This window comes from Tsuneonella mangrovi, assembly GCF_002269345.1.
GTDB lineage: Bacteria > Pseudomonadota > Alphaproteobacteria > Sphingomonadales > Sphingomonadaceae > Tsuneonella > Tsuneonella mangrovi.
Genome location: NZ_CP022889.1, coordinates 201100 through 213571 on the forward strand (window position 1 = coordinate 201100; position 12472 = coordinate 213571).

At 62.9% G+C, this 12472-nt stretch carries 13 protein-coding genes; 10 read left to right on the forward strand and 3 right to left on the reverse strand.

Translation table 11 applies throughout. The features are described from left to right. The first annotated feature begins 89 nt into the window (after positions 1-89). The 10 genes from CJO11_RS00985 to mazG all read left to right on the forward strand — a co-directional run bounded on the left by CJO11_RS00985 (position 90) and on the right by mazG (position 9048). The gene (locus CJO11_RS00985) at positions 90-1109 is read left to right on the forward strand and encodes a lytic murein transglycosylase (protein WP_095011033.1); all 1020 of its coding nucleotides are present in this window, start codon (positions 90-92) and stop codon (positions 1107-1109) included. After that, positions 1093-2136 (forward strand): septal ring lytic transglycosylase RlpA family protein, encoded by a 1044-nt coding sequence (locus CJO11_RS00990; RefSeq protein WP_240504511.1) that lies wholly within the window; start codon positions 1093-1095, stop codon positions 2134-2136. The genes CJO11_RS00985 and CJO11_RS00990 overlap by 17 nt, the downstream gene beginning before the upstream one ends. Before the next feature lie 33 nt (positions 2137-2169). Then, positions 2170-3330, forward strand: a complete 1161-nt coding sequence (locus CJO11_RS00995) for a D-alanyl-D-alanine carboxypeptidase family protein (RefSeq protein ID WP_150124952.1) — start codon at positions 2170-2172, stop codon at positions 3328-3330. Beyond that, positions 3330-3968, forward strand: coding sequence for a dTMP kinase (gene tmk / locus CJO11_RS01000; RefSeq protein WP_095011034.1), 639 nt, complete (start codon positions 3330-3332; stop codon positions 3966-3968). The genes CJO11_RS00995 and tmk overlap by 1 nt, the downstream gene beginning before the upstream one ends. Next, positions 3965-4927 (forward strand): hypothetical protein, encoded by a 963-nt coding sequence (locus CJO11_RS01005; RefSeq protein ID WP_095011035.1) that lies wholly within the window; start codon positions 3965-3967, stop codon positions 4925-4927. Before tmk ends, CJO11_RS01005 begins: the two co-directional genes overlap by 4 nt. Further along, entirely contained in the window at positions 4920-6488 is a 1569-nt protein-coding gene (gene metG / locus CJO11_RS01010; protein ID WP_095011036.1) for a methionine--tRNA ligase, read from the forward strand. The genes CJO11_RS01005 and metG overlap by 8 nt, the downstream gene beginning before the upstream one ends. Continuing rightward, positions 6488-7282 (forward strand): TatD family hydrolase, encoded by a 795-nt coding sequence (locus CJO11_RS01015; protein WP_095011037.1) that lies wholly within the window; start codon positions 6488-6490, stop codon positions 7280-7282. The genes metG and CJO11_RS01015 overlap by 1 nt, the downstream gene beginning before the upstream one ends. Continuing rightward, positions 7279-8046 (forward strand): MBL fold metallo-hydrolase, encoded by a 768-nt coding sequence (locus tag CJO11_RS01020; RefSeq protein WP_095011038.1) that lies wholly within the window; start codon positions 7279-7281, stop codon positions 8044-8046. Before CJO11_RS01015 ends, CJO11_RS01020 begins: the two co-directional genes overlap by 4 nt. Then, complete coding sequence (locus tag CJO11_RS13235) at positions 8043-8213, forward strand: hypothetical protein (protein WP_169829109.1); 171 nt, start codon at positions 8043-8045, stop codon at positions 8211-8213. Before CJO11_RS01020 ends, CJO11_RS13235 begins: the two co-directional genes overlap by 4 nt. A 79-nt stretch (positions 8214-8292) precedes the next feature. Continuing rightward, entirely contained in the window at positions 8293-9048 is a 756-nt protein-coding gene (mazG, locus tag CJO11_RS01025; RefSeq protein WP_095011039.1) for a nucleoside triphosphate pyrophosphohydrolase, read from the forward strand. Here mazG and hflX read toward each other — a convergent pair. The 3 genes from hflX to ntrX form a co-directional block, all read right to left on the reverse strand. Further along, positions 9043-10335 (reverse strand): GTPase HflX, encoded by a 1293-nt coding sequence (gene hflX / locus CJO11_RS01030; protein WP_095011040.1) that lies wholly within the window; start codon positions 10333-10335, stop codon positions 9043-9045. The genes mazG and hflX overlap by 6 nt on opposite strands. A 26-nt stretch (positions 10336-10361) precedes the next feature. After that, a complete protein-coding gene (hfq, locus tag CJO11_RS01035; protein WP_095013139.1) occupies positions 10362-10910 on the reverse strand; it encodes an RNA chaperone Hfq in 549 nt (182 codons plus the stop codon). A 159-nt stretch (positions 10911-11069) separates the two neighbouring features. Beyond that, positions 11070-12449, reverse strand: coding sequence for a nitrogen assimilation response regulator NtrX (gene ntrX, locus CJO11_RS01040; RefSeq protein ID WP_095011041.1), 1380 nt, complete (start codon positions 12447-12449; stop codon positions 11070-11072). Positions 12450-12472: the final 23 nt, after the last annotated feature.

Below are 12472 nucleotides of genomic sequence, written 5' to 3' on the forward strand. Positions count from 1 at the left end.
CGGCTGCTGAACCAATTAGCGGCAAAACGGTCGCGGATTGCCATGAATGGCGTTTGCCGGGTGCGGGCGCATATGACACAACACGGGACATGCGGTTCCGATCCCTTTGTGCAGCGCTGGCGTTGGTTGCGGCGACGTCCTCGGCAGTACCCGCTGCTGCGCAAGACATGCCGTTCAGTTCGTATTTGCAGCTCCTGATTGCGAGAGCCCGCGCGGAAGGGGTCAGCGAGCCGACGATCCAGCGGATGACGGCAGACCTGACGCCGAACTACCGCGTGATCGACCTCGATCGCAACCAGCCCGGAACGCCGACCAGCACCGGATACCCGCTGCTGGCCCCGTATATCTCGCGCCACGTCGACAGTGCGCGGGTTGCAGGAGGGAGGGCGCAATACCAGGCGCTGGGGCCAATGCGGCAGCAAATCGAAGCCAAGTATGGCGTCCCAGTTCCGATCCTGATCGCAATCTGGGGGCACGAGACGAATTACGGCAGTTACACCGGCGAATTCGATCTCGCGCGTAGCCTCGCAACGCTGGCGTGGGAAGGGCGGCGGCGCGACCTGTTCGCGACCGAATTCGTCGACCTGCTCAAGATTGCCGACATGGGGGTGTCGCGCGAAACTCTCGAGGGCAGCTGGGCGGGGGCGTTCGGCAATCCGCAGTTCCTGCCGAGCATCTACCTGCGGCTGGCGCAAGACGGTGACGGGGACGGGCACAAGGATATCTGGTCCAATCGGGCCGATACGCTCGCCTCGATCGCCAACTATTTCCGCGATGCCGGTTGGCGAAGGGGGCAGCCATGGGGCGTGCGCGCATCGATCCCCGCCAACCTCGACTGGGCTGCGCTGAAGAGCCCGATGCGAGCCCCTGTGTGCCCGCGCGTCCACGAGCGCCATAGCAAGTGGAAGACCGTGGCGGAGTGGCGCAAGCTGGGGGTCACTCCGCAGGTTTACCTGCCCGATTCGACCATGACGTCGCTGTTCCAGCCCGACGGGCCGGGCGCGCCAGCATGGCTGTTAACGGCAAATTATCGGGTTATCCTCGAATATAACTGCTCGAACTACTACGCGATGAGTGTGGGGTTGCTTGCAGATGAGATTGCCCAATAAGCCTTTTTCAGCCGCTGCGGTCGCCTGTCTGAGCCTTGCCCTTGCCGGGTGCGGGGCCGCCGGAGGCGCAGATCAGCTTGCCAGCGCATCGGATGGAGCCGCAAGCGTTCCGGTCAACGGACCAGCCGCCGACTATCCGATGGTGCTTGGCAAACCTTTCACCGTCGATGGCGAGACCTATACGCCTGCCGATACGCTCAATTACGACCGCGTCGGTTATGCGTCGATCGATCAGGGGCACGGCATCACGGCGGCCAACAAGACGCTGCCGCTGCCCTCCTACATTGAAGTGACTTCGCTCGATTCGGGCAAGACTATCCTCGTTCGCGTCGAGCGCCGCGGGCCGATGACCGGTGCCCGGTTGATCTCGCTTTCGCCGGAAGCAGCTAGCCAGTTGGGCATTTCTGACGATGCACCGGTCCGTGTTCGCCGGGTCAATCCGCCTGAAGTCGAGCGGGCCGAGCTTCGCGCCGGGCAACCCGCGCCCGAACGGATGGAGACGCCCAAGTCGCTGGTCGCAGTCTTACGCCAGAAGCTGCCGGCTCAGGGTGATGCCAGCTTACGCAGCGCTGTTGCGCAAGAGGACCAACCTGATCCCGTCGCAGTTGCCAGCGCGGCACCGCGGCCGACACCCGCGCCGATTGCGGCTCCCGTAGCAGGTGCCAACCCATCTCGAACTGCGGCGTCGGCCTATCCGCTCGCCCCGATCAACTCTTCGAACGCACTTGCTCAGGTGGCGGCTCGCGTCGCGGACAAGCCAGAGGCGCACGCCAGCGCTCCGCCAACGGTTGTCGCACCCCGTGTGGTCGAAGCGGCGCAGGACGGATTCGTAATCCAGGCGGGTACTTTTGCCGACAAATCCAATGCCGACCGCGCGGCGGGCTCGCTCGGCGGTTTCATCAGTCGGTCTGGCAAGTACTACCGGGTCCGGACCGGCCCCTACGCAACCCGTGGACAGGCCGAGGCGGCCCTCGTCAAGGTGCAGGCCGCGGGCTATAGCGACGCGCGAGTATTCACTGCAGGTTGATCCGCCGGTTCCCGCCCGGCGGCGGGAGTTCGCTTGAGAGGCCTTATCCGTTCGCTGATTGCCGTGTTGGCGATCCTGCTGTCTCCAATTTCAGTGCCGGTGCGCGCTGCGATCGAACCTGCAATACCATCGGTCGAAGATGCGCCGATCGCGCTGCTGGTCGACGTGTCGTCGGGCCAGACGCTTTACTCTCGCGAAGCCGACCGACGCTTCGTGCCCGCATCGATGACCAAGGTCATGACCGTAATGGTCGCCTTCGACCTGATCGATTCGGGTAAGGTCTCGCCCAACCGCGTGCTGACCATGAGCGATGCCGCTTACAAGGAGTGGCATGGCGTCGGCTCGACCATGTTCCTCGAACATCGCCAGCAAGTAACGGTCGACCAGTTGTTACACGGGATCACGACGGTTTCCGCCAACGACGGAGCTATCGTGTTGGCGGAAGGCCTTGCCGGGTCGGTCGACAAATGGGTTGCGATGATGAACGCTACCGCGCGTCGCATCGGGATGCACGACAGCCATTATGGCCGCCCCAACGGCTGGATGGATGACGGGCAGACGTTTGTGACCGCGCACGATCTTGCCCTGCTGGCGAGTGCGATGATCCGTCAGCATCCCGAGCTCTATCACCGCTACTTCGGGCACCGCGAGTTCGACTTCAACGGACTGCACCAATACAATCACGACCCGGTGACCGGGATCGTGAAGGGGGCGGACGGGATCAAGACCGGGTTCACCAACCAGGCCGGTTACGGCTTCCTCGGCAGCGCCGAACGCGACGGCCAGCGACTGGTGATGGTGGTGGCTAATGCGCCGACCGGGCGGGCGCGAAATCGCGCATCGAGGGAATTGCTCGAATGGGGATTCGACGCGTTCGATCACCGCAAGTTTTTCGCCAACGGGGCACAGGTAGGCTCGGCGCGGGTGCAGAATGGCAGCGCGAGTTCGGTCGGTCTCGCGGTGCAAGGTCCAGTGACGGTCGCCCTGCCGAAGGGAAGCGATCCCAAGGTTCGACTGGCTATCCGCTACCAAGGGCCGTTGAGGGCGCCGATCGACAAGGGTGAGGAAGTAGCCGAACTGACGATCAAGGTTGACGGAATGCCGATCTCGGCGGTGCCCCTCATCGCGACCCGGACCGTTGGCAAGGCCGGAATATTCCGTCGTCTCGTAAACGGCGTTGCGGGGCTGTTTTGATGGCGCGCGGGCGGTTCATCGCACTGGAAGGTGGGGAGGGGTCGGGAAAATCGACCCAGGCCCAGATGCTGGTCGATTCATTGGTGGCGCGCGGGCTCGATGTCGATCTGACCCGTGAACCGGGAGGAACTCCCGGAGCCGAAGCGATCCGAGCGTTGCTGCTCGACCCGCCGGGGGAGGGGTGGGGACCGGAAGCCGAGGCTTTGCTGTTCGCGGCCGCGCGCTCTGATCACGTCGCCCGGCTCATCCGCCCTGCACTCGAATCTGGGCGCTGGGTCGTATGCGACCGGTTCGTCGATTCGAGCCGCGCCTACCAGGGTGGTGCGGGGGGTGTGGGCGACGAAGCCGTGCAAGCCCTCCACCGGATTGGAAGCGGCGGCTTGCGACCGGACCTCGTGCTGCTGATCTCCGTCGATCCGGCAACGGTCGCCTCGCGACTCCGCCAGCGCGACGGTGCATCGAGCGATGCGATCGGCGGACGCGGAGAGGCCTATCACGCTGCCGTCGCTCAAACATTCGCGGCGATGGCCTCCGCCGACCCGGAAGGGTTCGCGATCGTTGACGGAAATGGCACCCCGGCTCAGGTCCATGAGCGGATTATGGCCGTCATCGCGCCCTTCCTGGACGAAGCATCGTGAGCTTGCTGGGGCATGACAACGCCTGGCGCGAGTGGGACGAAGCGCTCGGCGGTGAACGCATGCACCATGCGTGGCTGCTGGCGGGCAAGAAGGGTCTCGGCAAGATGACCTTTGCGCTTGCCGCTGCGCGCAAGCTGGTCAGCGAACCGGGCATCCCCCAACCGGAAGGACAGCATCCCGATATAATTGTGCTGACCAACCTGCCAAAGGACGAAAAGGAAGAGCGCAAGCGCGATGAGGGCAAGCCCTACGAGACCAAGCGCAATATCTCGGTCGAGCAGATCCGGCAGATGCAGGCGCGGCTCACGACGCGCCCGACGCTCGGCAGCCGCCGTGCGGTGATCATCGATCCGGCCGACGATCTTGAAAAGGGTTCAGCCAATGCTTTGCTCAAGAGCCTCGAGGAGCCGCCGGCTGGCACTTTTTTCGTGCTGGTGGCGCATCGCCCGGCGCGACTGTTGCCGACGATCCGCTCGCGCTGCCGTTTGCTGCGATTTCCCGCGCTAGCGGACGAGGAAATCGATCGGCTGCTGATCGACAGCGCGCCAGAGGCCGATGCCGAAACGCGCGCCGCCGCCATTGCTGCTGCCGCAGGTTCTCCAGGGGCAGCGCTCGATTTCGTCTCGCAGGACCTCGGCAAGCTCGACCAACTGATGCGGCGGATCGCGCGACACGGTGACCGGGACTTCAGCCTGCGCGGGCAGCTTGCTGCGGAGATTGGCACGCGCCCCGATCGCGAACGGGTTGCGGCTGTGCTGGATCTTGCCGGTGCAACGATCGCGGGGATGGTCGCCGATGCTCCAACTGCGGCGCTCACGGGTTTGGCTGATGCCCATGCCGAACTGGTCCGCCTTGGGCGGCAAGTTCCGACCTACAACTTCGATCCCGGATTGCTAGTGATGCACATCGGTGGCTTGCTCGCCGCCGCCGCCGAGGCTAGCGAGCGCGCCGATGCCTGAACCATTCTATATCACCACCGCGATCAACTATCCCAACGGGCGTCCGCACATTGGCCACGCTTACGAAGGGATCGCGACCGACGTGATGGCGCGCTTCCAGCGCCTGCGCGGTTGCGATGTACGGTTCGTTACCGGGACCGACGAGCACGGCCTCAAGATGGACCAGACCGCGCGCAAGGCGGGCCGCGAGACGATCGATCTGGCGGACGAGATGTCGGCCTATTTCCGGGAGATGGCCGATACGCTCAACCTGTCGTACGACGAGTTTGTGCGCACGACCGAACCGCGCCACCATGCCGCTAGCAAGGAAATCTGGCGGCGGATGGAGGCAGCAGGCGACCTCTACCTCGATCGCTACGAAGGCTGGTATTCGGTTCGCGACGAAGCTTTCTACGACGAGAGCGAGCTGGTCGACGGGGAAGGGGGCGAGAAGCTCTCCCCGCAAGGCACGCCGGTGGAGTGGACTGCCGAGGAAACCTGGTTCTTCCGCCTGTCGAATTATCAGGACAAGCTGCTCGCGCTCTATGCCGAAAACCCCGATTTCATCCGCCCGGAAAGCCGCCGCAACGAAGTGATGCGCTTCGTCGAAGGCGGGTTGAAAGACCTTAGCGTGTCGCGCACCAGCTTCGACTGGGGCGTGCCCGTTCCGAACGCCGAGGGGCACGTGATGTATGTGTGGGTCGATGCGCTCACTACGTACCTCACTGGAGTCGGCTTTCCCGATGCCGAAGGCGAGATGTTCCAGCGATACTGGCCGGCCAGCATCCACATGATCGGCAAGGACATCGTCCGGTTCCATACGGTCTATTGGCCGGCGTTCCTGATGAGTGCCGGGCTGCCTCTCCCGAAGCAGGTGTTCGGACATGGCTTCCTGCTTGCGCGCGGCGGCGAGAAGATGAGCAAGAGCGCAGGCAATGTTGTCGATCCGATGGTGCTGGCCGAACAGTTCGGGGTCGATAACCTGCGCTATTTCTTCATGCGCGAGATCGCCTTTGGACAGGACGGCAGCTATTCACCCGAAGCGATCGTCAATCGCTCGAATGCCGAACTGGCGAACAGCTTCGGCAACCTCGTCCAGCGCACGCTGTCGATGATCAACAAGAACATGGACGGCGTGCTCGAGCGATTTGAAACCGCAGGTGATGACAAGGCGTTGCTGACCACCGTGCAGGATGCTTGCCGCCAGGGCTTGCCCGACGCGTTCGAGCGCCTGGCGTTTTCGGTCGGCATCGAGGAATGGCTGCGCGCGGTCTACGCCTGCAACCAGTACGTCGACGAGCAGGCGCCGTGGGCGCTGCGCAAGAGCGACCCCGAGCGGATGAAGGCCGTGTTGCTGACGCTGTTCATCGCTATCCGCGATCTTGCGCTGGCTATCCGTCCGGTCATTCCCACCAAGGCCGAGGCCGTGCTCGAGCAGCTGGGCGTGGCGGATGGCCAGCCTGGTGCTGCCGACACCGCCGACGAAGGCTGGTACGGCGCGCTCGTCGCGGCAGGCCACAAAATCGACAAGCCGACCCCGGTTTTCCCGCGGCTCGAAATGCCTGAGGCGGCTGACGCGTGATGCTGGTCGATAGCCACTGCCACTTGGAATACGAGGGACTGGTCGACGATCAGCAGGGTGTGCTTGAACGCGCGCGGGCCGCCGGGGTAGGGGGCTTCCTCAACATCTCTACCCGCCAGAGCGAGTGGGACCGTGTGGTTGGCACCGCTGCGCGCGAAGACGACGTGTGGGCCAGCGTCGGGATCCACCCCCACGAGGCGGACGCGCATGTCGATCTCGGGCGCGACGCGTTGTTGGCGGCGACCGAGCACGCCAAGGTCATCGGGATCGGCGAGACCGGCCTAGATTACTACTACGACAAGTCGGACAGGCAGGTGCAGCAGGCGTTGTTCCGGATGCATATCGGCGTGGCGCGCGATACCGGGCTGCCGCTGATCATTCACACGCGCGATGCAGAGCAGGATACTGCCGCGATCCTGGCCGACGAGATGGAGCAGGGGGCCTTTCCCGCGCTGATCCACTGTTTCACCGCTTCGGCGGGCTTCGCGAAGACTGTGCTCGATCTCGGCCTTTCGATTTCGCTCTCGGGTATTGTCACCTTCAAGAACGCGAAGGAACTACAGGAAATCGCAGCGGAATTGCCCGGAGAGAAGATGCTGGTCGAGACCGACAGCCCGTTTCTCGCGCCCGTCCCGCATCGCGGCAAGCCGTGCGAGCCCGCGTTCGTGCGCAATACTGCTGAATTCGTCGCGGGCCTACGCGGCGAATCGTTTGATGAGTTGGCCGAGCGGACGACCGCAAACTTTCACGCGCTGTTCGGCAAATCCCGGACTCCTTCAGGCCCTAAAGCGTGAAGCTGCTGATGCTCGGTTCGGGTACCTCGACCGGGGTGCCGCGGGTAGGAAACGACTGGGGTGCCTGCGACCCCGATGAACCGCGCAACCGCCGCACGCGCGTGTCGATCATGGTTGAGAACGACGCGGGAAGCCGCTTGCTGGTGGATACGTCCACTGACTTGCGCGCCCAATTGCTAGCCAACGATATCGACCGGCTTGACGCGGTGTTCTGGACCCACGACCACGCCGATCATTGTCACGGGATCGATGACCTTCGGGTGCTGCGCTATGGCCGCGGCGGACCGCTGGCCGGCTTTGCCGTTGATGAAACCGCGCGGCGGCTACGCCAGCGGTTCGGCTATGTCTTTGCCGGACAGCATGGTTATCCGACGATCGTCGAGCTCGAGACGCTAGACAGGTTGCGAATGTTTGCAGGATTCGGGATCGAATGGTGCCAGATGCCGCACGGGCCTGCCCAATCGACCGGATATCTGTTTGATGCAGACGGGAAATCAATCGGTTACGCGACAGACTTCAGTGAGATTGTGAGTGATGCGGTCGAATTGTTTGCTGGTGTCGATCTGCTTGTATGCGACTGCCTACGCCGTCGTCCGCATCCGACCCATGCACACCTCGAAATGGCGCTTGAACTCGGCGAGCGTTGCGGCGCCAAGCAACTCGTCTTGACGCATCTCGACAAGAGCATGGACTACGCGACGCTTTCCGCCGAAGTTCCCGACAACGTGGTTGTCGGATACGATGGACTGGAGGTTCGGCTGTGAGCCAAGGCAATTGGGTTCAGATCGTCGCACTGTTTGGTTGGCTGATCCTGGCGGCCAGTGGCTTCGCATCTTACCGTCTTGGTTGGCGTGAAAGTATTCGCATGGCGTTGTTATGGGCGGGAATTTTTGTCGCCGTTGCGCTGGTTTTCTCGCTGGCGATGGGGTGAGAGGGGGCAATTGCGTTCCCCTGTGCGCTCCAACAGCATTTAACATAATATATATTATCATTCCTAAATCCGGATCAAAGTGACCCAGCAAACCTCCCGCCTCCTCCAGATCATGGCCACCCTGCGTGATCCAGAGCGTGGATGCGAATGGGATCGCGCGCAGGATTTCACGACGATCGCGCCGTACACGATCGAGGAAGCCTACGAAGTTTCGGATGCGATTGACCGGCAAGCCTGGGACGAACTGCGCAACGAGCTCGGTGACTTGCTGTTCCAGGTCGCATTCCATTCGCGCATGGCCGAAGAAGCCGGACTGTTTTCTTTTGAAGATGTTGCCCAGGCCATCTGCGACAAGATGGAAGCGCGCCACCCGCATATCTTCGGCGGCGAAGACGGTACGATGACCGAGCAACGTTGGGAGGACATCAAGGCTACCGAGCGCGAGGCCGAGGGCGCGACCAGCGCAATGGACGGTGTTGCGCGTGCCTTGCCGGCGCTTCTCAGGGCGCAAAAGCTGCAAAAGCGCGCCGCACGGCATGGCTTCGACTGGCCGGATCACGCAGGTCCGCGCGATAAGCTTCTGGAAGAAATGGAAGAATTGTCCTCTGCGCCCGATCAGGCGCGGCTTGAAGAAGCTGGTGACCTTCTGTTCGCAGCCGTCAATCTCGTGCGCTCTTACGGGATTGGAGCGGAAGACGCTCTCCGGGCCGCCAATGCCAAGTTCGAGCGTCGTTTCCGGGCAATGGAGGATCTCGCCAAGGGCGATTTCGACAAGCTGTCGCTCGAAGAGCAGGAAGCACTGTGGCAGCAGGTCAAACGGGACGAAACCTCATAGCGTTTCGAACTGGCCCAGCTCCTTTGGATTGAGCCGCACCGCCAGCCGCCGCAGCGGTCCGTCCGGTCCTGTGCCTGCGTCGGCTTCCTCCAGCACGTCACCATGAGCATGGAGCCAGGCGATGCGCTTTCCCTCGCTGGCAGGCAGTACGAATTCGTGGACGCGGGCAGATTGGGTCAGCAATTCGCCAAGCCTTGCCAGCAAGTGCTCGATTCCTTCGCCGGAAATTGCCGAAATCGCTTCGACCATCGGATCGCCTTCGGCGACATCCCTGATCTCCGCAGCTTGCCTCGCGGGCAGCAAGTCGAGCTTGTTCCAAACCTCGAGGATCGGGATTGCCCCTTCCCCGCTTTCCGCGTCGGTCACGCCAAGATCAGCGAGGACTTCGAGCACTTGTGCCTTTTGTGCCGCCGATGAGGGATTGGCGATATCGCGCACGTGCAGGATCAGGTCGGCACCGGTCACTTCTTCCAGCGTTGCCCGAAATGCAGCGACCAGCTGGGTTGGCAGGTCCGAGATGAAGCCAACCGTATCCGACAGGATCGCCTTCTCAACGCCGGGCAGCGAAATTGCCCGCATCGTCGGATCTAGTGTCGCGAACAGCAGGTCCTCCGCCATAACCTCGGCGCCGGTGAGGCGATTGAACAGCGTCGATTTGCCAGCGTTGGTGTAGCCGACTAGTGCGATTACTGGCCACGGCGCCCTTCCCCGGCGCTCGCGATGCAACGCGCGCGTGCGGCGCACCGATTCGAGTTCCTTGCGCAGCCGCGCCATGCGCTGGCGGATCATCCGCCGGTCGGCCTCAATCTGGGTTTCGCCAGGGCCGCCGAGAAAGCCGAAGCCGCCGCGCTGGCGTTCTAGGTGGGTCCACGAACGGACGAGGCGGCTCTGCTGGTAATCGAGGTGCGCCAGTTCGACCTGCAGCCGTCCTTCCGCGGTGGCCGCACGTTCGCCGAAGATTTCGAGGATCAACCCCGTCCGGTCGATCACCTTGCGCTTGAGCCTATCTTCGAGGTTGCGCTGCTGGATCGGACTGAGCGCGCCATCAACAATGACCAGCTCGGCTTCTTCCAGTGTGCAACGGTTTGCAATCGCTTCGACCTGCCCTGCCCCGAACAGCGTGCCCGGCTTTACGTTGCGCACTGGCAAGATGATTGCGTCTGCCACTACGATCCCGATAGCCAATGCAAGTCCGCACGCTTCCTCGAGCCGCGCCTCGGCAGCGAGATCGTGGAATTGCCCGCGAATATCAGGGCAGATGACGAGTGCGCGCGCACCGCGCGACACCTCGCCCAGCAGATTGTCGTCGAAGCTCAGTCTTCCTTGCCTTCCCAATCCTCGGTCAGGTCGACCGCCGTGGCGGGCTGGATCGTCGAGACCGCGTGCTTGTAGGCCAGCTGAACGTAGCCGTCGCGCTCGAGCATCATGCAGAACAGGTCGTAGGCGGCAATCTTGCCTTGCAGCATCACGCCATTGACCAGGAACATGGTGACCTGGACTTCCGCTTCGCGCACCCGGCCGAGGAAGACATCTTGCAGCAGGCGCTGCTTGCTGTTGCTGTCCTGGCTCGCGAACTGTTCGGCGTCGATCGGCGTGCTCGGCATGATCGTCGAGATCGCATGCTTGTAGACCAGTTGGGACTGGCCGTCACGCCGCAACAGGATCGAGAAATTGTCGAACCAGGTGACGATCCCCTGGAGCTTGACGCCCTTGACGAGGAACATCGTCACCGGGGTCTTGTCCTTGCGCAGCTGGTTGAGGAATGCGTCCTGCAGGCTCGTTTGCTTGGCGCTGCTATCGGCAGGGGCGGTGGATGCTTTTGCGGGGCGTGGACGCGCACTGAGGGTTCGCGATTCTGACACTTTGACGGTCTCCTGTTTTTGGCCGCCCGACGTGGGTCGGGCCGCAATCTGGCGCGGACCGCAAGCGGCCTGCACCGAGTTATAGGATGTGATTATGCCGCTGCTGTCGGCTTTGGCAATCCTTTTTGCTGCAACTGCGTCTTCGCGCCGCAACGATGCCTAATCGTCGTCGTCCTTGCGCTCGTTGAGCCCGAGCAGCTTGAGTTTGCGATGCAGTGCCGAACGCTCCATGCCGATGAACGCGGCGGTCTTGGAAATGTTTCCCGAAAAACGCCTGATCTGGATGCTGAGATATTCGCGCTCAAAGCTTTCGCGGGCTTCGCGTAATGGCACTCCGGTCAGCGATGTGATCCCGCTGTTTCCACCGGCCTTGCCGCCGGCAACTTCGCTCGGCAGCATCTCGGCTTCGACTTTGCCAAGCTTGTCACGCGGAGTGAGGATGATCGTGCGCTCGACCACGTTGCGAAGCTGTCGGACATTGCCGGGCCAATCGTAGGCCTGCAGTGCGGCGATCGCCTCGTCGCTGACCTCGGGCGGGTCGATGCCTTGCTCGGCGGCGTAGCGAGTGAAGAAATGCTCGGCGAGCGCGGGTATGTCGTCGCGCCGCTCGGCTAGGGACGGTATCGTCACCGGAACAACGTTCAGGCGATAGTACAAGTCTTCGCGGAAGTTCTTGTCTTCCATTTCCTGCTGAAGGTCGCGTGAAGTCGAGGAAACGACGCGCACGTCGACCCCGATCTGGCGATTGCCACCCATCCGCACAAAACTTTGTTCGGTCAGGACGCGCAGGATCCGCGCCTGGGTCGACAGCGGCATGTCGGCAACTTCGTCGAGATAGAGCGTGCCACCGTCGGCCAGTTCGAGCAGGCCCGGACGCACCAGCTTGCCGTCGCTTTCTTCGCCGAACAGTTCCTGCTCGAAGCGCTCGGGCGTGATCCGCGCCGAATTGACGATAACGAACGATCCGTCAGCGCGAGGGCTCCACGAGTGGAGCAGGCGTGCGGCGACTTCCTTGCCCGCCCCTGCCGGCCCGCTGATAAGCACCCGGCTGCCGGTGCTGGCGACCCGCTTAAGGGTGGCGCGTACGGCGTTTATCGCCGAGGAGTTGCCGGTGAACTCTTCGCCGCGCGTAAATCCCTGGCGAAGCTGATTGTTCTCGCGTCGCAACCGCTCGGTCTCGGTCGCGCGCTGGACCAGCAGAAGCAATTTTTCAGCTTCGAACGGCTTTTCGATAAAATCGACTGCACCGCGGCTGACCGCGCTCACTGCCGTGTCGATGTTGCCATGACCGGAAAAGATCAGCACCGGCAGCTCGGGTTCGCGTTTCTTGATTTCGTCGAGCACTTCGAGCCCGTCCATCGGGCTGCCGTGGAGCCACACGTCGAGCAGCACCAGGCTCGGCCGCCGTTCGTCGACTTCCTTCAGCGCGCTCGTGCTGTCGCCCGCCGTGCGGCAGACGTAGCCTTCGTCGCTTAGGACCCCCGCGACGAGTTCGCGGATGTCTCGTTCGTCGTCGACGATCAGGATGTCGAGCGCCATCGCGCCATCTCCTCTGGTGTTAT

Excerpts from the sequence above, each read along its gene's own strand:
- CJO11_RS00985 (WP_095011033.1), top strand. The coding sequence starts at position 90 with ATGCGGTTCCGATCCCTTTGTGCAGCGCTGGCGTTGGTTGCGGCGACG.
- CJO11_RS00990 (WP_240504511.1), top strand. The coding sequence starts at position 1,093 with ATGAGATTGCCCAATAAGCCTTTTTCAGCCGCTGCGGTCGCCTGTCTG.
- tmk (WP_095011034.1), top strand. The coding sequence starts at position 3,330 with ATGGCGCGCGGGCGGTTCATCGCACTGGAAGGTGGGGAGGGGTCGGGA.
- metG (WP_095011036.1), top strand. The coding sequence starts at position 4,920 with ATGCCTGAACCATTCTATATCACCACCGCGATCAACTATCCCAACGGG.
- CJO11_RS01015 (WP_095011037.1), top strand. The coding sequence starts at position 6,488 with ATGCTGGTCGATAGCCACTGCCACTTGGAATACGAGGGACTGGTCGAC.
- ntrX (WP_095011041.1), bottom strand. The coding sequence starts at position 12,449 with ATGGCGCTCGACATCCTGATCGTCGACGACGAACGAGACATCCGCGAA.